This is a genomic window from Mesobacillus campisalis, assembly GCF_000986785.1.
In the GTDB taxonomy this organism is placed as follows: Bacteria; Bacillota; Bacilli; order Bacillales; family Cytobacillaceae; genus Mesobacillus_B; species Mesobacillus_B campisalis.
The window spans coordinates 457,009-478,431 of the sequence record NZ_LAYY01000001.1 but is presented as its reverse complement, the minus strand read 5'-3'; the positions used below and the strand labels follow the sequence as shown (position 1 = coordinate 478,431).

Below are 21,423 nucleotides of genomic sequence, written 5' to 3'. Positions count from 1 at the left end.
AGGAATTGCTATGGATAGAAGTATTTTAAAAGGGATGTATGATGTGCATGTGCATTGTGGACCATCCACAGCGAAACGATCAGTGGATGCTGCTGAAATGCTTAAGCTGGCGGAAGAAGCCGGGTATGCAGGATTCGTGGTGAAGGATCACTATGTTCCTGCACTCCTGGGGACGAAAATGGTTGAGAAGCATTTAGGAAACGGTACTTGCAAGGTTTACGGATGCCTGGTTTTAAACAATGCGGTTGGCGGCCTAAATGTCAATGCAGTGGATAAAGCCCGGCAATTGGGGACGGCAATGGTTTACTTTCCAACGGTCTCCTCTAAAACGCATATCGACAATCATAAAGGATCGGCATTTGTGGGTGGAGCAGGCGCCTCGGAGGTAGAAGAAGAGCCAATCATCATCGCCGATGAAAACGGAAAGCTTAATCCGAAAGCGGTGGAAGTAATTGAGTACATGGCCAAACACGATATGGTATTGGCTACCGGGCATGGCAATGAAATCGAAGTGGACGCCACAGTCAAGAAAGCCTTTGAACTGGGGATGAAACGTGTCCTCGTAACGCATCCGCATTATCAGGTAGGAGCTACTATTGAAGATATGAAAAGATGGGCGGAAATGGGTGCCTATATCGAGATTAATGCTTGTGTGTTTAAAGGTAGCGGTTCGAAAGTGGAAGCAGTAGTGGATTTGTCCGTGGCAAAAGAAATGATCGATGCTTGCGGGGTGGACTCCATCATTATCGATACCGACTATGGACAGGCTGCCAATGGTTCACCGGTAGAAGGAATGTATAATTTCGTGAAAGCACTGGAAGAACATTTCGGCATCACCGAAGAAGAAATCAACATCATGACCAAGAAAAATCCGAAAGAGCTGTTCAATTTCCAATAAAGAAGGCATCAAAAATAAGAATAGGAAACAGGAGGAATTAAGAATGACAAAAATTGATTATGGTAATCTGGATAACCTGCCTTGGCAATTTGTAAGAGAAGGAATCACACGGAAGGTATTCGGCATGGGGGCTGAGCATATTAACCTCACAATCAATAAAATCGAGAATGGCAATGAGAAGAAACCGCATTCCCATGAAGAGAATGAGCAGATTGCATTTATCCTCGAAGGTGAGTGTGACTACTATGTGGATGGTTCTCCATACCGCATGACCAAAGGTTCCTGGATTACGATTCCAGCTGGCGTGGAACATTATATCGATGTCTACGACAGCCCTGTACCTGTGCTTAATATGGACATCTTCTATCCACTGAGGGAAGAGTACAACGAGTCCTATGCCAAGTTTATTGAGAACTATCGTAAGTAAATTCAATTATATGTTTCGCTTAAAATGTGCTGATCACTTAAGAGTCTATTAAGTGGTCAGCAATTGGTTTTAAAGGAGAGGGTATGGAATGAAGATGCGCAATTTGGTCAAAGAAAAGCTGGAGAAGAACGGATATGTGTTGGGGGCGTTCGTTGCTTCCGGCTCACCGACTAATGTAGAGATTTTAGGACTTAATGAGCTCGATTTCGTCCTCATTGATAAGGAGCATGCCCAAACCGATATGGAAACCATGGTGAATATGATACGGGCCGCGGAATTATATGACATGGCGCCGCTTGCCCGTGTCTATGACCCATATGACGGCCCCATGATGGCGCGAATGCTGGATGTTGGAATTCATGGTTTGATGATCCCTATGGTAGAAACCAAAGAACACGCCCAATATATTATTGAACATATGAAACTTGCACCATTGGGGAAGAGAGGGATAGGTGCCGGCCGCGGACCAAGATGGGGATGGTATGAGAATTACAACAACGGCGAAGTGAACGATAACACCTATGTTATCATGCAGTGTGAAACAAGGAAGGCTGTCGAAAATATAGAGGAGATTTGCCAAACACCAGGCTTGGACTGCATTTTTATTGGAACCGCTGATCTGTCTCAGGATATGGGCTGTTTTGGCGACAACAACAACCATGATTTACAAGCTGCGATTGACAAAGTGCTTCAAGCCTGCAAGAAACATCATATCGTCCCCGGTATCGTCACCGGAACGGCGGAAGCAGCAACAAAACGAATTCAACAAGGTTTCCAATTTGTTACCATCATGAACGACCTGGGATTCTTCAGAAGTCAGACGAAAAAACAAATTGATAGTGTCAAAAACAGTTTGGCGGAAGTACGAAACTAGCTGGATATCTTAAGTGTAAAAAGTGATTGTGAATAACGAATTTTTAACCGCACGGTGATTTCTTAACTCGTGCGGTTTTGTCATTTCATTAGTCTACTTTTTCTTGGTGAGGCAGAGGGACGGTTCTCTTCTTCGGTTAAAGCCTAACCTACCGTTAGATATGAGGCAGGAGAACCGTCCCCTTGCTTTCTATAAAATGGAACTGGATGTTGTGATTGGGTAGAGTTTCCCGTCAATTGCAAATGAAATCCTCCCTGTTTCTTCGGAAACTACTAGAACAAGTGCATCGCTTAGCTCTGATAATCCTAAGGCGGCACGGTGGCGAGTTCCCAGCTTTTTTTCACCGGTTGGTCTTTTCGTTAACGGGAGTACATTCCCTGCGGAAGCAATTTCATTTTTACGTACCAATACAGCACCATCATGAAGGGGATTCCCAGGGTAAAATATGGATTCCAGCAGCGAATGGGTTAAATGTGCACCAATAGGCACCCCGGGCCGGATTAGGGAATCCAATGGATGTTCACGCTCAATCACAATTAAAGCTCCATGCCGCTGATTGGAAAGGTGCTGGATGGCGGTGGATATGTCGAGGTATTTATCCGTAAAAGGCGATAAATAACAATTCAAGTAAAAAGTCGCCGCAACCGTTTCGATTTGTTCAATTTGGTTCTTGATGTCTTCAATTCTTCCTAACATGCAATACTTATCGTTATCTAAAAAATGTAAGCCTTGATCAATTTCAAGCATAATGTTTTGGAGACCTTCGCTTATTTGGAGTTTGAGGGGGGAAAAGTCGCAATCATTCAATCCCATGGTATACCTCGTTTCTTTGGTCATAATTTAAGTCTCTTTGGTCTTTTTTTACAAAGAATGACATTATTCTCCCCATATTTCTATAAAATATTTAGTGTTGTTTTAATGGCAAAAGGGTTGAATTGAGCCCAGATATTACACTCTAGAGGCAACTCCGTCTTTATCATTGCCCACAGCGACCATGAGGCCATCGATGCAGGGGGGACGGTTCTCTTGCCTCATTTTTAGCCTAATCCGCTGTTTGGATTAGGCTTTTGAGATTGCTGATTCAGTTTAAAGAGGCCTGGTAATTGCAAATTGTCTGATTGTGAGGGCAGAAGAACCGTCCTCATGCTTTACAGGTACACTATCCCGTTTAGTTTCAGACGGTGGGACGATGTCTGTCCCTGTGTCTCTTTGTTCCTTTCTTAGGTTTTAGATCAAAGACTGCATTCCACTTCATTAAGGATGGAGTGTATAAGGTAAAGCCTTTAATTAACGAGATTTATAAGTTAGAAGATATAGAGCTTCCATTTCAAAATGAGGGAGCCGGAAAATAATTGAATTAAATTTTATAGGAATTAATTAAATATTGTAATGGATTGGATTGTGGTGATTAAAGGACGAATGTAATATTTATTTTACACAATTTCAACGCTTTCGGTTCGTGTTGTTAAACAGCAGCACCACCTTCGTTCAATAAGATTTGCCACCAAGGAAACAAAAGCATTTAAAAGAATAATGATTGCTCCTTCTAAATATAAAACCATTGACAGATTGTATGTATACGTTTAATTTATATATATACGTATATATACGTATATAAAATAAGGGGGTATATGAATGATAACAAAATCTTATACAGTTCAAGAAATTGCCAGTAAAATTCAACACACAAATGTTAATCCTGATGTATCAAAAGAAGATATCAAAAAGTTATGTGAAGATTGCATGGAATATAAATTTGATGGTGTAATGCTTCAACCATGCTGGATTGAAGAGGCAAAAGCAATCTTGGCAGGATCCGATGTCAAAGTATGTACAGCACTGGGTTTTCCAATGGGGGGATTAACCACTGCAAGCAAAGCGCGTGAAATGGCTGAAGTTGTATCGCTTGGTGCCGAGCAAGTCGATTTTATGCCAAACTTCGGTTTCTTTAAAAGCGGAATGTATACTGAGTTTGAAAATGAAGTAAAAGAAATCGTCAAGGCTGCAGACGGGCGTGTTACAAAAATTATGCTTGAATTCGGGATGCTCACACAAGAAGAGAAGATACAAGCTGCTGAAATTGCTTTAAACGCAGGTGTCACGTACTTGAAAAATTCAAGTGGATGGGGTAAAGGCGGCCATGCTACTGTAGAAGATATTCAATTGTTAAAGAAAATAGCAGGTGACAAAGCATTAGTAAAAGCATCCGGTGGCATCCGTGATTATGAAAGTGCCTCAAAAATCTTAAATGCTGGTGCTGTTTTGCTTGGTACAAGTGCAGGCGTCAAAATTGTAACGGGCTCTGGCCAAGCATTAAGTGATTACTAAGAAGGAAATGCATTCCCGGATTTATTAATGTTTATAAATTCTCTAACTTATTCTACTCTATATAAGTAGGTATAATAGGATAATAATAAATTCGGGAAGGTGTATATAATGAAAGAATATAGCAATGTGATTAATAAAAGTGATCCTAAACCATTGTACAGTCAGATTGCTGATTGGATGAGTGAGAAAATCTCAACAAAAGAATGGGAAAAAAATCACCAGTTGCCTGCGGAAGAGGATCTGGCGAAACAGTTGGATGTTAGTAGAGGAACACTTAGAAAAGCTATTTCTTCCTTAATAAAAGAAGGAATTTTAATTCAAATTCAAGGAAAAGGAACATTTGTTGCGGAACCTAAAGTGTCACATCCTTTTGGGCAAGAATTAATTTCTTTTGCAGAATCAATGGAAAGAGAAGGAATTAATTTTGAAACAAAAGTGCTTGAAAAACAGGTTATCGTGCCAAAAGCATCTGTTAAGAAAAAGTTTTCTCTAACAGATAACCAAAAAGTACTTTATTTAAAACGTATACGTTTAATTGATAATGAGCCGGTTATCGTACTTGAAAACTATATAAAAGTCGACCTATGCCAAGGAATTGAATATGTCAAGTTTGAACAAATGCCATTGTTTGAAGCAATTGAAAAATTCAGTGGACAAAAAATTAGTTTCGGTACTCGTCAGTTTGAAGCAAGAGGATTAGAAGAAGAACAAGCCATGCTATTATCAATGCCAATTGGCACACCTGTTCTCTACTTGGATCAAATTACCTACTTGGATGAATTGATTCCAGTCGAGATTTCACAAGTATGGTTGCGCTCAGATAAATATTCAATTACTTCTTATTTACAGCGTGATTAAGAGTGCTGAAAAGGTGAGACCATGTCGGTTTTATATGCCGAACCGACCGTGTATTTTTTTGGGGTTTGTTCCATCCTATTCTTAAAAGGAACAATGGAAAAAAGCTAACCCTACTGTTGCTGCCTCAAGAATTAGCAGCAATAAAAGGTTTATTCGTTGTCTGGAAAGTGATCATAACAAGATGAAGGACTTTAAACGCCTGAATTCGGTGCAAATCATAACTTTTCACTTTAAATATGTAAGCGTTTCTAAAAAGGGGCAACTGGATAATGCTGAAAAGCAATGTTTGAAAGTAAATCGGAAAGGACGAGGAGAGAAGTGAAAAAGAAAAAAATTTACTTCAATCATGACGGCGGTGTCGATGATCTTGTTTCGTTATTTTTATTACTGCGCATGGATAATGTTGAACTAACAGGTGTATCCGTCATTCCGGCTGATTGCTATTTAGAACCAGCGATGTATGCAAGCCGTAAAATTATTGACCGCTTTGGAAACGGTGAACTTGATGTCGCCGAGTCAAATTCCCGCGGGAAAAATCCTTTCCCAAAAGACTGGCGAATGCATGCGTTTTATGTTGATGCCCTGCCGATTTTAAATGAGTCAGGAAAAATTGTTACCCCAGTGGCGAAAAAGAAAGCCCATCTTCATCTCATTGACATGGTTCGTCAGAATGAAGAAAAAACAACCTTATTATTTACAGGTCCGCTTACCGACCTTGCCCGTGCTTTGGATGAAGCTCCTGAAATTGAAGAGAAAATTGAACGACTGGTTTGGATGGGCGGTACATTTCGGGAAGCAGGAAACGTCCATGAACCTGAGCATGATGGGACAGCGGAATGGAATGTGTTTTGGGATCCCGAAGCAGCTGCCCGTGTATGGGATAGCAGCATTGAAATTGATTTAGTGGCGCTTGAAAGCACAAATCAGGTACCGCTGACTTTGGATGTCCGTGAACGCTGGGCCGCAGAACGCAAATATCTAGGTGTTGATTTTCTAGGCCAATGCTATGCAATGGTTCCGCCCCTGATTCACTTTTCGACCAACTCCACCTACTATTTATGGGATGTATTGACGACCGCATTTGTCGGCAACCGTGACCTTGTGAAAGTTCAAACGATCAAAAGTATTGTACATACAGATGGTCCAAGTCAGGGCCGTACAGTTGAAACTGCTGATGGACGTCCAGTGAATGTTGTTTATGACGTGGACCGGGATGCGTTCTTCAATTACATGACGGAATTAGCAAAGAAGTAAAAGAGGAGGATTCTTGATGATAGAGAGAAAACGGGTCATCATAGATACCGATACAGCTGGTGATGATACGATTGCGATTTTAACGGCGCTTCATTATTTCCAGGTAGAAGGCATTATGATTACGGGCGGCAATGTGCAGTTTGAGCAGCAGGTTGAAAATGCCCTTTACACAATTCAAGTTTCAGGAAAGAGTGGACAAGTTCCAGTATATAAAGGGCATGAGCGTCCATTAATGGGGCTGGGCGAAAAGCAGCATCGTACAGTTGAAGATGTTCACGGCAAAGACGGGATGGGCGATTCCTTTTTTGAAAAAGCGGTCCAGTCACCAGCTGAGGGTCATGCGGTTGATTTTTTAATAGAAACCGTTCACAAGTATCCTGGAGAGGTTCATATTTTAGCGATCGCTCCGTTAACGAATATCGCAATGGCCCTTAAAAAAGACCCAACAATTGTGTCCCAAATTCCCCATCTTTACATTATGGGCGGGACAAATAATGCATTGGGAAATATTACACCAAGCGCAGAATATAATTTCTGGGTTGATCCTGAAGCTGCGAAAATTGTCCTTCATTCAGGCATTCCAATCACGATGGTTGGCTGGGAAATGTGCACTCAATATTCAGTTATGGATGACAAGGACCATAAGGACATTGAGGAGTTAGAAACAAAAGGGGCAAAGTTTTTTAAAGAGGTAAATAAAGTCGTCATGAAATTTAATAAAGAGGTTCATAAATTAAATGGTACGACACATCCAGATACGCTTTTAGCCGCTGTTGCAGCAAATGAGGAAATAATGACAAAATCGAATCTTTATCATGTAGATGTGGAGACAGTCGGCGAATTAACGAGAGGATACAGTCTGGTGGATATTAATAACCGTCTGGAACGATCAAAAAATGTCCGAGTTTGTGAAAAAGTCGACCGGAATGCATTCAAAGATATACTTCTTGATGTATTGCGTTCGATTCAATAGGCAGTGCCATTACAAGGGGAAATGATTTTACTGATTCATAAGGGGAGAGCGGCTGCTTGTCTATGCCGTCTTTTATATATAGTCTGAATTATTCGATTGTGGGAATGGGAGAGAAAAGATGCAATATATTTGGGGAGTTGGCGGAATAGCAGGAATTTTAGCAATCGCGTTTGTCTTTTCAAAAAATCGTAAATCAATCAATCCAAGAACCGTTATTGGCGCATTATCCATCCAGCTGCTTTTTGCTGTAATTGTTTTGAAATGGGAAGTTGGAAAAATGATTCTCCAACAGTTATCGTCGGTTGTCCAAAAAATAATAGATTCTTCCAACGCAGGAATTCAATTTTTATTTGGAGGGGTACTAAACGCGGAAAAGGCAGGCTTTACCTTTGCCTTACAAGTGTTACCTATTATCATTTTCTTTGCCTCTTTAATATCGGTTCTCTACTATCTGGGAATTATGCAGAGGGCAACTAAAATCATTGGAGGGTTTCTGGCTAAAGTGCTTAAAACGAGTGAGCCTGAATCAATGTCTGCGGCAGCAAACATCTTTCTTGGTCCAACAGAAGCCCCATTGGTCATCAGACCGTATATAGAAAAGATGTCCAAATCAGAGCTATTTGCCGTTATGGTTGGGGGAATGGCTTGCGTATCCGGTTCAGTACTAGGTGGCTACGCGATGCTCGGTGTTCCTCTGGAGTATTTATTAGCAGCCGCTTTTATGGGAGCTCCTGCCGGGTTGTTGTTAGCAAAAATAATCGTTCCGGAAACGGAAAAAATGGACACGGGTACACGTGTTCAAATGGTCAAAGACACGGAATCGCGAAATGTCATTGACGCGGCAGCGCGCGGAGCTTCGGACGGATTGAAAATTGCCGTAGGTGTCGGGGCATTGTTACTTGCTTTCATTTCACTTATTTTTTTGGTCAATACATTGATCGGCTGGGTTGGCGGAATCTTCGGGTTCGGAACGTTGACGCTTGAGCAGATCCTCGGATACGCCTTTTCACCGTTTGCCTTGCTCATTGGGGTTCCATGGAATGAAGCGCTGCAAGCCGCTTCATTCATTGGACAGAAGTTTGTGTTAAACGAATTTGTTGCCTATTCCTCCTTTGCCCCGGAAATCGCTAATTTATCTCCTAAAAGCGTCGCAATCATTAGTTTTGCGCTTTGTGGATTTGCCAATCTGGCAGCTATTGCTTTGATGATTGGCGGATTAGGGGGGATGGCACCGTCAAGAAGACAAGATATTGCGGAGCTGGGTTTGCGGGCAGTGATAGCAGCAACCCTAGCCAATTTATTAAGTGCGGCAATTGCAGGAATGCTCATTTAAGTCCTTCTACTAATAAAATGTTTACTCTGGCAACTTTGAACTGAAACACTAGGAAAGAAATCAACCGACTAAATAAAGATTGGTTGATTTCTTTTTTTTTGGTAAAGATAATTCTGGAAAATTAAATATTATTAATATTTACAAAATTAATGATGAATGTTATATTTATATAGACGTTCACGGATGTACATATAGGTATAGTAAGGTTTATGTTATTTAACCCAAACAGAAAGTGGATGAGCTAATGAATAAATCGGAAGAATTATTGCTGTTAAAGGGCATCAATAAGAAATTTGGTCCAGTTCAAATCCTTTATGATGTAGATTTAAGTATTTATAAAGGGAAAGTCCATGCCTTAATGGGATCCAATGGTGCTGGAAAATCAACCTTGATGAAGATAATAGCAGGTGATTATACGTTAGACTCAGGCACCATTCACTTGGATAACCAATTGATTAATATCAACAGTCCTGGGGAAGCCAAAAGCCATGGAATTAGCGTTATACATCAAGAGTTAAACCTTGTTAAAGAGTTAACCGTTTCTGAAAATATTTACCTTGGAAAAGAGCTAACAATCGGCTTCGGGAATTTTATTAACTCTAAAAAGAAAGCGTTGTCAAAGACAAAAGAGATTATTAATAAATACAATATCCAATTGGATCCTTTAAAGAAGGTTAAAGATCTTAGTATTGGAGAGCAACAACTGGTAGAAATTTTAAAAGCTGTTTCAGAGGAATCTAAAGTCTTAATTATGGATGAACCTACTGCAGCATTATCAGCTGAGGAAACAAAACAATTATTTAAAGTGATTACATCTCTTAAATCAAAAGGAATAGGGATTATTTATATTTCACATCGACTCGATGAAATTCAGGAGATTTGTGACTATGTATATATATTAAGGGATGGCAGGAACGTTTCCGAAGGTTTAATTAATCATTTTAGCAATGAGAGGATCATTGAAGAAATGGTCGGATCACAAATTGATAATATCTTCCCATCCAGTGATCGAAAAAAAGGAGATGAATTATTACGGGTTGAAAAGATTCAAAATAACATCCTGCGCAGTATTTCATTTTCGCTTTATGAAGGGGAAATCATTGGTATCTTTGGGCTCATCGGGGCAGGCCAGTCTGAAATTTTGAATGTATTATTCGGTACTAAGAAAAAAGCCGATGGAAATATTTACGTAAAAAATAAACTGGCAAAAATCAGCTCCCCGATAGACGCTAAGAAATTAGGTTTGGCTTATGTTACGGAAAATAGGAAAGAGGAAGGGCTTCTGCTGGAATTGGGGTCGGAGGAGAATATGGTCCTGCCCTCTATGGGGAAATTCTCTTCCCTCGGTATAAAGAAACAATCTTTAATAAAAAAGGTAGCCAATGATTATAAAGAAACACTAAAAATTAAGCTCGCCAGTATTTCACAGCCAGTAAAGAATTTAAGCGGCGGGAATCAGCAAAAAGTGATTTTGGGGAAATGGCTGTTAACGGGGCCAGAAATTATTTTATTAAGTGAGCCAACAAGAGGGATCGACGTCGGGGCCAGAGTTGAAATTTATAAACTTCTGGATCAACTTGCAAATGAATCTCGAAAAGGAATCATTATGGCATCCAGTGATGCCGATGAAGTGATTGGTGTAAGTGATCGGATTTTCGTCGTTTTTGAAGGTGAAATTATTGCGGAAATAGATAAATCAGAGGCAACGAGAGAAAGGCTTATGGAATTTGCTTCGGGAGCAAAATATCTTAAAGAGGGGGTTTAGAAAAAATGGAATCATCCGTTAAGGTAGAAAAACCAAATACCCAATTAAAAGTGGACAGGCTTGGAACGTTGGATTTAATTCAGAAATATGGAATGGTAATGATTTTATTACTAATTACGATTGTTTTTTCTATATTATCTCCCAATTTCCTAACCTACTCTAACATCGTAAGTATTCTAAGACAGGTCTCTATCATTGGAATCATAGCTGCAGGTCAGACTCTAGTCATCATCACGGCAGGAATTGACCTTTCAGTCGGCAGCATTGTCGCATTGGCTGGTATCGTTTCAGCTATGGTTGCCCTGGGAACAGAAAGTGCTTTACTCGGGATTACAGCAGGGTTGTTAACGGGGACTTTAATTGGATTGTTTAATGGTATTTTAATTTCTAAGCTGAAATTAACACCATTTATCGTCACTCTTGCTTCAATGACTCTATTTGCAGGCTTTGCCTTGGTAGTGTCTGGGGGAAATCCTATTATTGTTTCAGAGCCATTATTTAAATTTATTGGACAAGGGTATATAGGCCCCATTCCATTTCCGGTCATCGTTCTCATGTTCATCTATCTGTTTTTCTTCTTTCTTTTAAAGAAGACGGTGCATGGCCAATATATTTACTCTATTGGTGGAAATGAAAAAGCAACTATTTTAGCCGGTGTAAAAGTCGATATTCATAAAATGATTGTTTATGCCACATCCGGTTTTCTGGCAGCTTTGGCATCGATCATTCTTACGTCACGCTTATCATCTGCCAGTCCGGTAGCCGGAGCAGGCTATGAATTGGATGCCATCGCAGCTGTCATTTTAGGTGGAACCAGTTTGTTCGGGGGAAGAGGAAATGTTTTAGGTACATTAATAGGTGTATTAATTTTAGGGGTACTTACTAGCGGTATGAATTTGATCAATGTTTCCCCATTCTATCAAAATATTGCCAAGGGGATCATCGTTTTAGTGGCTGTCATTATTGACAGATTAATTAATAGAGATAAATAAAACCGAGGAGGATTTATATGAAAAAATTATTGACCGCTGTTTTTACTATTTTTATAGTGCTAAGCTTAGTTGCGTGTGGGAGCCAGAGTGAAGCTGTATCGAAAAAGGATACGAAATCTGATTCAGGGACGGAATCGATTAAAATCGGCTATTCCATTAATACACTTAATAATCCGTTTTTCGTCGAAGTGAAGAAAGCTGCTGAAGCTGCTGCTAAAGAAGCAGGAATGAGTATTTCAGTCGTTAATGCTAATAATGACTTAGCAACACAAATGAATGGAATTGAGGATTTGATTCAGCAAAAAGTAGATGTAATCATTATTGACGCTGTAGACAGTAAGGGGACGGTTCCAGCGGTCATATCTGCGAACGAAGCAGGAATTCCAGTGATCACGACTGGAAGGAAGGTTGAAGGCGGAGAGATTCAAACACATTTAGGATACGACGAGGTAAATAATGGGGTTACAGCAGGAGAATACTTAGCCAAGCAAATCAAAGAAAAAGGAAAAGTCATTGAGTTGCAGGGAACTACAGGTACAGATGTAGCCAGGGACAGGAGCAAAGGTTTTCAGGAGGCAATGGGTAAGTTTTCAGATATTGAGATTGTTGCATCCCAGTCAGCCGATTTTGATCGTGCAAAAGCATTAGCAGTTATGGAGAATATTCTCCAGGCCAATCCTGACGTTGTTGGGTTATATGCAGCCAATGATGAAATGGCATTAGGAGCACTACAGGCTATTAAAGCAGCAAATAAAGATATCGTCATTGTTTCCAATGATGGTACAGAAGATGCCCTTCAAGCCGTACAAAGCAAGGAAATTGCCGGAACAATGGCAATATCACCTAGTGACTATGGCAAGAAAGCGATTGAAATCGCTTCCTCAGTAGCAAAAGAAGAAAGCCAACCAGAATTTATTGAGCTTCCCGCTAACTTTGTTTCTAGCGAAAATGTTTCAGAGGCTTTAAAAAAATAATTTAGGAGATGAATCTATAATGAAAAAAAGTTCCATTTTAAATAAAGAATTAAATGCAGTGATTGCCTCAATGGGTCATACAGAATATTTGATTGTTTGTGATGCAGGATTTCCAATTCCAAGTGATGTACGAAGAGTAGATCTTGCCTTAACAAGGGATGTACCTGATTTAAAAACCGTCCTATCAGCCATTGCCGAAGACTTTATTGCTGAAAAAATCTATGTTGCTGAAGATGTTCCTAAGAGCAATGCACCTTTATATCATTCAATTCAAGAAATTTATCATGGAGTAGAAATTGAGACCCACCCTCATTCAGACATATTAACTACTTTCGCTAAAGAGGCTAAAGCCATAGTAAGAACAGGATCTTTTGAGCCTTGGGGAAATATTGTGCTTCAATCTGGTGTTGATGTTCCTAAATGGTTTGACAAAGAAGGAGTCATTGTACCGGATTACTACAAGGACAAAATGTGAACGAATCAACCTTATTCTTATTTTGGTAAATAGTAAAATCTTTTTTTACCTGCATGTTTGTTGACTCCGGTATTATTATACTGGAGTCATTTTTATACTATGTTTACGTGGTTTAAATTTAGGTAGTAAACGAGAAACCATAAATTTTCAGTATATTTACAATTTACATAAATTAAGTCGGATGTTATAATCGTATATATACGTACATAAAGGTATATATAAGGTGCGTCCTGATACAGAAAGGGAGTGTTTCATTTGACGATAACAGCTAAAGGGAAAATTGCAGTGGTGGGGAGTTACAATGTAGGCATGGTAATTAACACACGCCGCCTGCCGGTTTGGGGTGAAACCTTGATTGGAAGCGGTTTTAGTGAAGGACCAGGTGGAAAAGGTTCAAATCAAGCTGTTGCTGCCGCGCGTCTTGGAGGTGACGTTTGCTTTGTTGGATGTATCGGCGAAGATCGCTGTGGCGACGACGCAGTCCGTATGCTGGAAAATGAAAACGTTGACATCACTTACTTAAAACGGACAGATGAGGCGAAAACAGGGGTAGGTTTTATATTTTTAAATGGACATGGGGAAAATTCGATCATTATTGACCCAGGGGCTAATTTAAAGTTAATGCCTAACGATCCTAGCATACCATTGTCGATTGATAAAGCAGATATTGTCCTTGTGCAGCTGGAAAATAGTATCCAGACGATCGAGGAAACAGTCAGGATAGCAAACGAAAAAGGGAAAACGGTCATATTGAATCCTGCGCCTGCTCAAGAGATTAGTTCATTATTAAGATATGTAACGATTTTGACACCTAACGAATCAGAATTGAAAATCCTTGCCGGATTGGAGCCTTCCAAATCAGTTAGTCATGAGGAATGTATTGAAATTGCGAAAGGGCTTCTTCAAAAGGGGCCGGAAGCGATTGTTGTCACACTCGGGGATCAGGGTGCACTTATTGTAAATGCTAATGGGCATGAGTTCGTATCATCCCCTAAAGTAACACCTAAGGATACTACTGGGGCTGGTGATTCTTTTAACGGTGCATTGGCTGTTGCTCTTAGTGAAAAGAAGACAATCAAAGAGGCAGCACAGTGGGCCTGCTATGTAGGAGCTTATACGGTTATGGGGGCTGAAGTGATACCATCGCTGCCAACACGAAAACAACTAGAAGCGTTTATAGACAGCAAAGAAACAACTTTGCAAGCTTGATTAAACAGAAACATTACGAGACACATAGAGTTTTTGAAAAAAATTGAGGAGTGAATGAAAATGACAGTTGAATATCTTCCAAGTAATCAAAAACGCGGTAAATTTATGAGGTATGATACGGCAGTAATCCTAAAAAGGTACTTTCTTTGTGAGCGGGCATTGGTGATTGGTCAAGCTGGATGGCTATCAGGCATCCCTTATTTTGATGTTAAAATGATATTGCCTAAAATGTTATGGGAAGATGCCATGACCGCCCATGAGCTTCGCAATAGGGTGTATGAACTCCGGTTCCCAAGCAGGATGCTGGAAATTGGGGATGACCAAGCTTTGGTTGATCTTATTCAACAATCTTATAATGCCCCAAATCCGCTTGCTTTTGTCATGGGGTTATCAAGGGTGTTTAAACCCGCTTTAAAACAGGCCTTTGAAGATTATCTTGAGATGGCGGACGTACTTGGCGATGGGCCAACCCACCGTTTTTTAGAGCTTGCTGTCAGGGAAAAGGAAGACCAGATCCAAACATTGGAAAAGTATGTGCAACACTATCTCGAAAAAGAAGATGCCAGAAGCATTGAAACAGCAATGCAGTGGGTAGAGGAATTGCGGGAAAAGCTTGGCGAAATTGGCGGGATTGGGATTGAAAATTGTAAAGGGATGGAAGTTCGCTTAAGCGATCAGGTATTTACTCCGAATGAAGTTCCAAACAGAGATGATCGATTTATTCCCGTTCGTTTTTATTGGCCAGATATTGTTGATAAATCGTTTCCTTATGGGGAAGGAGTTAAACTTCAATTACGAAGTGCCATAAGCCATTTAAATGAAATTTGGGCGGTAGAAAATGCAGGTTTTATCCTCCATGAATTTGCGGGAGAACTAGGATGGGATTTCATTTATGACGCAGCACGCTGGGTTTATGATGAAAGCCGTCATTGTACAATGGGGTATGAACGCTTAAAGCAATGGGGCTTTGAGGAAAGCGAACTTCCTTTAGGCACCTATATATTTGATAGCTGCAAAGGGAAAGATCCTATTTATCGGTTAGGTATGCTGTTTTATTTTGAATCGAAAAATATTGGCAAAAAACCGGAAAGGATTAAATCATTTGCCGAATTTAATGATCAAGTCAGCCAGCATGACATGGATTTTGACTGGGCAGATGAAACGATTCATACCGCTTATGGAAAGCGCTGGTTATCCGCAATTCTGGAAAAGCGAGGGCTTAATCCCAAGGATTATCAAAAGATTAAGGATGAATGCGATCGTTTAGTTGATGACGTACTAAAATCAGTTACGGAAGAAGAAGTACAGCAAATTACCCAAATTACTGAAAACATGGTTGAAAAGGCGAAGCAGCTTGTTACTGCTGAGAGAGTTTAATAGAAGGGAAAGTAATAAATGAATGTAAATGATGGAACAACAAATTTGCCTCGAATGGATATCCAGCAGGCATGGTGGTCCATGCGGGGCCTTGGAAACGAGGAGCGGGAGTGGACGATTGAAGAAAAATTCGCGAAAATTTCCGAAGCTGGCTTCACGGGCATTTTAGGTAAAACACTGCCTGAACCGGATGAAGTGAACCAGTGGAGGCAGCTCCTTGACAAACATAACTTTAGCTATGGGATTAATGCCGTGCCAAGCAGCAGGGAAGACTTTCGAGAGTTTTTAAAACAAGCAAAAGATTTCGGTGTCCAGTATATTAACGCTCAAGTAATGGATTACTTTGTCGTCGGTGATAAGGCCGTTAAGCTTCTGCATGAACTGCTGGAAGAAGCTTTTAAAGCAGAAATACCGCTATATATCGAAACACATCGGGGACGAATCACCCAGGATCTCCTTCGAACTGTTGAATACGTAAAAAAAATAAAAGATTTAAGGTTGACAATTGATTTGTCCCATTATATATTGGCCAGTGAAATTCGCAATTATGATGAACGGTATGAGCCGTACTTCGATGAGCTGTTAACACGCACCTCCTCCATCCATGCAAGGGTATCAAATGGCCAACAAATTCAAGTAGATATTGGCCCTAATGGAGAGCATCTTATGACTGAACACTTTACTCAATGGTGGAGAAAAGGGATTACCTACTGGCTGGAAAGTGCCAAGCCTGGCGATGTTTTACCTTTCGTCTGTGAAATTGGACCTCCAACATATGCTATTTCCAAGTTTGAATACATCAATCTGCAAGGCGAGGAACTCTCCAATCGCTGGGAACAAGGGCTTCTCTTTAAGAAGATAGCCGAAGGGATTTGGAATGAAGTTCATCAACCTATAACGTCTATATAGAAAAATGAAAAAATTAAAAACGAGATAAGCAAAATCCCCGTAGTGATACGCATACCTACCAGTACGGGGATTTTTTGCGTAACTGTGTCACCCGAATAAGAGTTCGGATATTAAGGCCGCAATCGACCGAAATACTGCTTCGCGGGTTGTGACAAGCACCCACAACAACTATTGCACCTCAATTCGATTCTTAGCTGGTACTACAATCGGTTCGTCGAAACTCTTAATATATTCAACCAACGCTTCATAGTCAACGGACCATTAACTGGATTCTGGCCTTCTATACACTGTGAAGCCATCTCCTCCGGTTGCAAAGTAATTGTTTACGGTAACGGTATAAATTTGATCAGGTTAAAATTTTTAGTAAAGAATAGTGGGAAGGATTATCTAGCCGGCAATTTAGGAGAGTGGCTATAGTACTGTTTTTGTTTAAATTTCAATTCCTTTCTCCTACAAAAATTTACATTGAAAATAACCTTTTAAAAATCCTTTACACTTTGTTAAAACTCCCTAAATATTCCTATCCTATGATTAGGTTGTCTTACTTGATAGATAAACATTTGGAGGGGAAAAAGGTTGGCTAAACATGTAAAAAAGAAGGTAGCGGGGGTTACCATGGCCGCTGCCATTGCGTTTTCATCCCTAGGTTATGGGAATGTGAATTTAACGGAAGCAAAGGATAAAAAGAAGGAACCGACCAATGTCATCATGATGGTGATGGATGGCACAAGTGCAGGGGCGACGACTCTGGCAAGATGGTATAAAGGGGAAAACCTTGCAATGGATGAAATCGTCATCGGAGGGGTGCGTACCCATTCTGCCGAATCAGCGATTACTGACTCTGCACCTGCAGGGACCGCTCTTGCTACCGGGAATAAAAGCAATGATAAAGTTGTTGGACTTTTACCTAAAGTTGTACATACACCTGGCGTAGACCCAATTGATCCGGAAGATGCACTTAATCCTGTGGCGAACGTACTAGAGGGAGCGCAGCTGAAAGGAAAGGCGACCGGAATTATTTCCACATCGGAAATCCAGCATGCGACACCGGCAGCTTTCTCTGCCCATGCTACCCACCGCAGCAACTACCAGGATATTGCTGAGCAGCAAGTGTACCAGGAAATCGATGTTGTCCTTGGCGGCGGGAAAGAATCGCTTGCACCAGGTTCAACAAGGAACGCCCGTGTAGATGGTGAGAACCTATTGGATGTGATTGATGAAAACGGGTATGATTTTGTTGAAACACGGGACGAGCTGCTAAACTCTTCTTCCAATAAAATTTGGGGATCTTTCGCGCCTTCCGCCCTTGCTTATGACTTTGACCGTCAAGCAACAAACAATAGTGAACCTTCAATCGCGGAAATGACGAAAAAAGCGATCAATACGCTTTCTAAAGATGAAGATGGTTTCTTCTTATTCGTAGAAGGAAGCAAGCCAGACTGGGCAGCTCATGCGAACGATACGGTCGGAATCGTCAGTGATGTGCTTGCATTTGATGACGCGGTGAAGGAAGCACTCGACTTTGCGAAAAAAGATGGCAATACAATGGTGATTGCGGTTAGTGACCATGGAAACAGCGGAATTACAATGGGGAACCAAAACACGAACGGAAACTATCCGGAAATTCCAGTATCCTCCTATATCGATCCTTTAAAGAAAGCAACGATGACGGTTGAAGGTGCGTTAAAGCAATTGAAGTCGGACCGTTCCAACATGAAGGAAGTAGCGGAACTTTATGGCTTGGATAACCTGTCTGATGCAGAAATCAATTCTTTAAAAGCATCGAAATCATTGCAGTCTGATATGGTCAAAATGCTTGCTGATCGCGCGAACATCGGCTATTCGACTGGCGGACATACGGGTGAGGACGTCTTCCTTTATGCATATGGCCCATCGAAGCCATATGGCTTGGTCGACAATACCGATATTGCGAAAACAATGGCTAAATTCATGGGCGTTGACCTTGAAAAAACGACAGATCAGCTGTTTGTGAACGCAAAAGAAGCTTTTGAAAACAAAAACTTCAAAACCCGTATCGATGTAACAGATGAGCATAACCCTGTATTTGTTGCTGAAAAAGGGAACATTAAAATCGAACTGCCAGTCAACAAAAATTATGCAAATGTAACGCAGAACAAGAAAACTTTCACGAAAACACTGGATGGAGTAACCGTTTATAACGGAGAAGAGTTCTTCGTATCGAAGAATGCTTTGAATCTGTCTAAATAAGTTGCCAATTAAGGATCAAGGGTCAAACAATTACGAAAAAGCATGGTTATTCGCCATGCTTTTTCGCTTTTAAAATGCTGAGATACTAGTCCAGGGAATATGGGGTAGGAAAAAGACTACATAGGCGGAGAAATTCCGGCTAATGCCTATTGGAGAGGCTTGAAAGAGCAGATATAAACGGAAAATTTCCGGTTAACTTCTCCAAATTAGACAAAAACTAATGATTTTTATCAAATAAACGGAAAAACTTCCTTTATTTTTAGGGAAATATGGGTATTACCCGATTTAAGCGGAATTTCTCCGTTTATTTTTACAAACATGGAGAAACAACTTTCAGCTATAACAACTTTATCTCCCACTGGCTTTTTGCAAGGAATATTTATTATTCATGGTATTAACTAGTTATGTGATTTATCGTTCGAGTTTATATGCTAATTTACCCGGAATATTAATACAGAAATGTAAAAAGGGTGAGAAAATCACTGGATTTCTCACCCTTTTTGCATTGCAATTTACCGTTTTGCACCTTTTAACGGATTGTTTGTTCTTTTCTCCTGGCTTGCCTTCTTGCTTCTCTTAAAACTGCAGCAATGCCTTTTCCAATTCCAATGGTTCAATATACTCTCCATCTTTATAGGCACGCATATTTCCTCCGGAGATTTCATCAATAAGGACAATTTGTTTGTCTTTGCCCACACGTCCGAATTCAAACTTGATGTCGTATAACTCGATCGCTTTCTTGCCGAGTTCCTCCTTCACCACATTCCCAATTTGCTGCGTCAACGCTTTTAACACTTTGTATTCATCCTTGGATAAAATGCCAAGCATATCCAAAGCATCCTCACTAATAGGAGGGTCCTGGCGGCCATCATCCTTCAAGGTAACCTCAACGAATGCATCCAGGTGCTGGCCTTCCTGTGCATACAAGCCATACCTGCGCAAAAAGCTGCCTACGGCTCGATACCTGCAGATGACTTCAAGACCTTTTCCGAACATTTCCGCAGGCTTGACCGTCATAGTAGCTTCTTCAATATTGGCATCAATATAATGGGTAGGGATTCCTTTTTCTTTTAAGATCTCAAAAAAGTATTTGGTTAATCGCAACCCGGCTTGTCCTGCGCCTTCCATCGTTAAACCGACAGTGTTTGCTCCAGGATCAAAGACACCGTCTACCCCCGTGACATCATCTTTAAATTTAAGCAAGTAATTTCCATCCTCTAATGCATAAACATCTTTTGTCTTTCCCGTGTACTTCAGCTGCATGTCAAAAATCTCCTTAATAACTCAATATTTTGTACGAATTTTTATGAAGTGCCGAATTAATTATAATATAAAAAATTGTGTTAATTAATAATATATCTTACTAACTTTGCATGAGCGATTGCTGGCGGCACTTTCACATAAGCCTTATCCGCGTGGGATAAGACTTTTATGAGAATCCCCTGTTAAAAGGGCTGAAAAATCCTGCTGTCAGATCGTGAGGCAGAAGAACCATCCCCATGCTCTAATAGTTCTTCCTGAAAATGGTCAAACTGTTCTTATAAAAAGTCGGGGAGATGAATCGGGTGGATATGTCGTTTCTTTGGAAATCGGTTGTGCTGATCCTTTCCGGAATCATTTTGTTGAGGATAGTAGGGAGAAAATCAATCTCACAGATGACACTAGCCCAAACGGTTGTGATGATTTCGATCGGTACGGTCATTGTACAGCCTATCGTCAATAAAAGTGTAGTAAAAGCGGCTTTAGGGGCGGCCTCTTTTGTGGTTGTCATTCTGATCCTGGAATTCCTGTAAATGAAATTCAACTGGTTTGAGAAGGTGCTGACGGGAAAGTCAAAAACCGTGGTGGTAAATGAGAATTAGATATTAAAAATATTAAAAAGTTGAGGCTTACAGCAGACCAGATTGAGATGAGGCTAAGAGGCCAGGGGATTACCCGCTTTCAGGACCTTAAAATTGCCACGATTGAACCTAATGGTCTGCTTGGATACGAATTGAAGGAAGACGCCAAGCCAGTCACAGTAGGGGAGTTAAAGAAGATATTGAATTCTTATGGACTACAACAACAGGATTCCAATCAGAAAAGCACTGAATCAAAAAATCAGGACAACCAGCAGGATATCTTCACCGAGATAAACAGCTCAAAGGACCAGGGGCATGCCGATTATTTACAATGATACAGGGGGACGGTTCTCTTGCCTCATTTTAAGCCTAATCCGCTGTGAGATTAGGCCTTTTATGGAGTTAAAAAGGTAGATAATTCCTTCCTGGCAGAATGTGAGGCAGCAGAACCGTCCCCGTGTTCTGAAAATTGTTATTTCCTATTGGGAAGTTTTGTCGTACAATGAATGAGACAAGTTCATATATTGTTTCGCACTAGGGGAGCTGTAAGGCTGAGAAGCGGGTGAAATTCCTGCTGACCCTCATGACCAGAACTAGGTAATGCTAGCGTGGGGAAGTGCAAGTGACTTCATTACTTTACTGTATACTCTTTTATGATTCACTGCATCTTCCTATTTGGAGATGCAGTTTTTTGTTTTTTCGCAGTA

General features: G+C 40.6%; 20 protein-coding genes, 1 pseudogene and 1 riboswitch. Of the genes and pseudogenes, 18 read left to right on the top strand and 3 right to left on the bottom strand.

What is annotated here, in order from left to right; genetic code table 11:
* Positions 1 to 10 precede the first annotated feature (10 nt).
* From WQ57_RS01995 to WQ57_RS01985, 3 genes are all read left to right on the top strand, one after another.
* Positions 11 to 898 carry a DUF6282 family protein gene (locus WQ57_RS01995; protein WP_046521995.1) on the top strand — a complete coding sequence of 296 codons (888 nt, stop codon included), beginning with the start codon at positions 11 to 13 and terminating at the stop codon, positions 896 to 898.
* 43 nt (positions 899 to 941) lie between these two features.
* Positions 942 to 1,325 (top strand): cupin domain-containing protein, encoded by a 384-nt coding sequence (locus WQ57_RS01990; protein WP_046521994.1) that lies wholly within the window; start codon positions 942 to 944, stop codon positions 1,323 to 1,325.
* 88 nt (positions 1,326 to 1,413) lie between these two features.
* Positions 1,414 to 2,199: an HpcH/HpaI aldolase family protein gene (locus WQ57_RS01985; protein WP_046521993.1), complete on the top strand. Its 786-nt coding sequence runs from the start codon at positions 1,414 to 1,416 to the stop codon at positions 2,197 to 2,199.
* Between the two features lie 189 nt (positions 2,200 to 2,388).
* Here WQ57_RS01985 and cdaS read toward each other — a convergent pair whose 3' ends face one another.
* Positions 2,389 to 3,012 carry a sporulation-specific diadenylate cyclase CdaS gene (gene cdaS, locus WQ57_RS01980; protein WP_046522062.1) on the bottom strand — a complete coding sequence of 208 codons (624 nt, stop codon included), beginning with the start codon at positions 3,010 to 3,012 and terminating at the stop codon, positions 2,389 to 2,391.
* An 822-nt stretch (positions 3,013 to 3,834) separates the two neighbouring features.
* On the opposite strand from cdaS, the gene deoC reads away from it, so the two are divergent.
* The 12 genes from deoC to WQ57_RS01920 all read left to right on the top strand — a co-directional run bounded on the left by deoC (position 3,835) and on the right by WQ57_RS01920 (position 16,646).
* Positions 3,835 to 4,527, top strand: a complete 693-nt coding sequence (gene deoC / locus WQ57_RS01975) for a deoxyribose-phosphate aldolase (protein WP_046521992.1) — start codon at positions 3,835 to 3,837, stop codon at positions 4,525 to 4,527.
* 108 nt (positions 4,528 to 4,635) lie between these two features.
* Positions 4,636 to 5,385, top strand: coding sequence for a GntR family transcriptional regulator (locus WQ57_RS01970; protein ID WP_046522061.1), 750 nt, complete (start codon positions 4,636 to 4,638; stop codon positions 5,383 to 5,385).
* A gap of 282 nt (positions 5,386 to 5,667) precedes the next feature.
* Entirely contained in the window at positions 5,668 to 6,639 is a 972-nt protein-coding gene (locus WQ57_RS01965) for a nucleoside hydrolase (protein ID WP_046521991.1), read from the top strand.
* A gap of 16 nt (positions 6,640 to 6,655) precedes the next feature.
* The gene (locus WQ57_RS01960) at positions 6,656 to 7,612 is read left to right on the top strand and encodes a nucleoside hydrolase (protein WP_046521990.1); all 957 of its coding nucleotides are present in this window, start codon (positions 6,656 to 6,658) and stop codon (positions 7,610 to 7,612) included.
* Between the two features lie 118 nt (positions 7,613 to 7,730).
* Positions 7,731 to 8,945 (top strand): NupC/NupG family nucleoside CNT transporter, encoded by a 1,215-nt coding sequence (locus WQ57_RS01955; RefSeq protein ID WP_046521989.1) that lies wholly within the window; start codon positions 7,731 to 7,733, stop codon positions 8,943 to 8,945.
* Between the two features lie 244 nt (positions 8,946 to 9,189).
* The gene (locus WQ57_RS01950; RefSeq protein WP_046521988.1) at positions 9,190 to 10,710 is read left to right on the top strand and encodes a sugar ABC transporter ATP-binding protein; all 1,521 of its coding nucleotides are present in this window, start codon (positions 9,190 to 9,192) and stop codon (positions 10,708 to 10,710) included.
* A 5-nt stretch (positions 10,711 to 10,715) separates the two neighbouring features.
* Positions 10,716 to 11,702, top strand: coding sequence for an ABC transporter permease (locus WQ57_RS01945; RefSeq protein WP_084820121.1), 987 nt, complete (start codon positions 10,716 to 10,718; stop codon positions 11,700 to 11,702).
* Positions 11,703 to 11,719: 17 nt separating this feature from the next.
* Positions 11,720 to 12,676 (top strand): substrate-binding domain-containing protein, encoded by a 957-nt coding sequence (locus WQ57_RS01940; protein ID WP_046521987.1) that lies wholly within the window; start codon positions 11,720 to 11,722, stop codon positions 12,674 to 12,676.
* Between the two features lie 19 nt (positions 12,677 to 12,695).
* Positions 12,696 to 13,151, top strand: a complete 456-nt coding sequence (gene rbsD, locus WQ57_RS01935) for a D-ribose pyranase (RefSeq protein ID WP_046521986.1) — start codon at positions 12,696 to 12,698, stop codon at positions 13,149 to 13,151.
* A 255-nt stretch (positions 13,152 to 13,406) separates the two neighbouring features.
* Positions 13,407 to 14,360 (top strand): ribokinase, encoded by a 954-nt coding sequence (locus WQ57_RS01930; protein ID WP_052948624.1) that lies wholly within the window; start codon positions 13,407 to 13,409, stop codon positions 14,358 to 14,360.
* A 60-nt stretch (positions 14,361 to 14,420) separates the two neighbouring features.
* On the top strand, positions 14,421 to 15,737 hold the full coding sequence (locus WQ57_RS01925; RefSeq protein WP_046521985.1) for a DUF455 family protein: 1,317 nt from the start codon (positions 14,421 to 14,423) through the stop codon (positions 15,735 to 15,737).
* Between the two features lie 18 nt (positions 15,738 to 15,755).
* Positions 15,756 to 16,646, top strand: coding sequence for a sugar phosphate isomerase/epimerase family protein (locus WQ57_RS01920; protein ID WP_084820119.1), 891 nt, complete (start codon positions 15,756 to 15,758; stop codon positions 16,644 to 16,646).
* A 261-nt stretch (positions 16,647 to 16,907) separates the two neighbouring features.
* Here the strand turns inward: WQ57_RS01920 and WQ57_RS27470 are convergent.
* Positions 16,908 to 16,991 (bottom strand): annotated as a pseudogene (locus WQ57_RS27470) (hypothetical protein); the annotation flags it as partial.
* 270 nt (positions 16,992 to 17,261) lie between these two features.
* Here WQ57_RS27470 and WQ57_RS01915 point away from each other — a divergent pair.
* Positions 17,262 to 18,875, top strand: coding sequence for an alkaline phosphatase (locus WQ57_RS01915; protein WP_046522057.1), 1,614 nt, complete (start codon positions 17,262 to 17,264; stop codon positions 18,873 to 18,875).
* 576 nt (positions 18,876 to 19,451) lie between these two features.
* Here WQ57_RS01915 and WQ57_RS01910 read toward each other — a convergent pair.
* On the bottom strand, positions 19,452 to 20,138 hold the full coding sequence (locus tag WQ57_RS01910; RefSeq protein ID WP_046521984.1) for a phosphoribosylaminoimidazolesuccinocarboxamide synthase: 687 nt from the start codon (positions 20,136 to 20,138) through the stop codon (positions 19,452 to 19,454).
* 302 nt (positions 20,139 to 20,440) lie between these two features.
* On the opposite strand from WQ57_RS01910, the gene WQ57_RS27465 reads away from it, so the two are divergent.
* Positions 20,441 to 20,668 carry a DUF421 domain-containing protein gene (locus WQ57_RS27465; RefSeq protein WP_420912367.1) on the top strand — a complete coding sequence of 76 codons (228 nt, stop codon included), beginning with the start codon at positions 20,441 to 20,443 and terminating at the stop codon, positions 20,666 to 20,668.
* Between the two features lie 116 nt (positions 20,669 to 20,784).
* A complete protein-coding gene (locus WQ57_RS27460) occupies positions 20,785 to 21,051 on the top strand; it encodes a YetF domain-containing protein (RefSeq protein WP_420912366.1) in 267 nt (88 codons plus the stop codon).
* A gap of 191 nt (positions 21,052 to 21,242) precedes the next feature.
* Positions 21,243 to 21,348, top strand: a riboswitch (TPP riboswitch).
* Positions 21,349 to 21,423: the final 75 nt, after the last annotated feature.

Bases quoted from the DNA above. Each gene is read 5' to 3' on its own strand.
- WQ57_RS01995 (WP_046521995.1), top strand. From the start codon at position 11: ATGGATAGAAGTATTTTAAAAGGGATGTATGATGTGCATGTGCATTGT.
- WQ57_RS01990 (WP_046521994.1), top strand. From the start codon at position 942: ATGACAAAAATTGATTATGGTAATCTGGATAACCTGCCTTGGCAATTT.
- WQ57_RS01985 (WP_046521993.1), top strand. From the start codon at position 1,414: ATGAAGATGCGCAATTTGGTCAAAGAAAAGCTGGAGAAGAACGGATAT.
- cdaS (WP_046522062.1), bottom strand. From the start codon at position 3,012: ATGGGATTGAATGATTGCGACTTTTCCCCCCTCAAACTCCAAATAAGC.
- deoC (WP_046521992.1), top strand. From the start codon at position 3,835: ATGATAACAAAATCTTATACAGTTCAAGAAATTGCCAGTAAAATTCAA.
- WQ57_RS01970 (WP_046522061.1), top strand. From the start codon at position 4,636: ATGAAAGAATATAGCAATGTGATTAATAAAAGTGATCCTAAACCATTG.
- WQ57_RS01965 (WP_046521991.1), top strand. From the start codon at position 5,668: ATGTTTGAAAGTAAATCGGAAAGGACGAGGAGAGAAGTGAAAAAGAAA.
- WQ57_RS01960 (WP_046521990.1), top strand. From the start codon at position 6,656: ATGATAGAGAGAAAACGGGTCATCATAGATACCGATACAGCTGGTGAT.
- WQ57_RS01955 (WP_046521989.1), top strand. From the start codon at position 7,731: ATGCAATATATTTGGGGAGTTGGCGGAATAGCAGGAATTTTAGCAATC.
- WQ57_RS01950 (WP_046521988.1), top strand. From the start codon at position 9,190: ATGAATAAATCGGAAGAATTATTGCTGTTAAAGGGCATCAATAAGAAA.
- WQ57_RS01945 (WP_084820121.1), top strand. From the start codon at position 10,716: ATGGAATCATCCGTTAAGGTAGAAAAACCAAATACCCAATTAAAAGTG.
- WQ57_RS01940 (WP_046521987.1), top strand. From the start codon at position 11,720: ATGAAAAAATTATTGACCGCTGTTTTTACTATTTTTATAGTGCTAAGC.
- rbsD (WP_046521986.1), top strand. From the start codon at position 12,696: ATGAAAAAAAGTTCCATTTTAAATAAAGAATTAAATGCAGTGATTGCC.
- WQ57_RS01925 (WP_046521985.1), top strand. From the start codon at position 14,421: ATGACAGTTGAATATCTTCCAAGTAATCAAAAACGCGGTAAATTTATG.
- WQ57_RS01920 (WP_084820119.1), top strand. From the start codon at position 15,756: ATGAATGTAAATGATGGAACAACAAATTTGCCTCGAATGGATATCCAG.
- WQ57_RS01915 (WP_046522057.1), top strand. From the start codon at position 17,262: ATGGCCGCTGCCATTGCGTTTTCATCCCTAGGTTATGGGAATGTGAAT.
- WQ57_RS01910 (WP_046521984.1), bottom strand. From the start codon at position 20,138: ATGCAGCTGAAGTACACGGGAAAGACAAAAGATGTTTATGCATTAGAG.
- WQ57_RS27460 (WP_420912366.1), top strand. From the start codon at position 20,785: ATGAGGCTAAGAGGCCAGGGGATTACCCGCTTTCAGGACCTTAAAATT.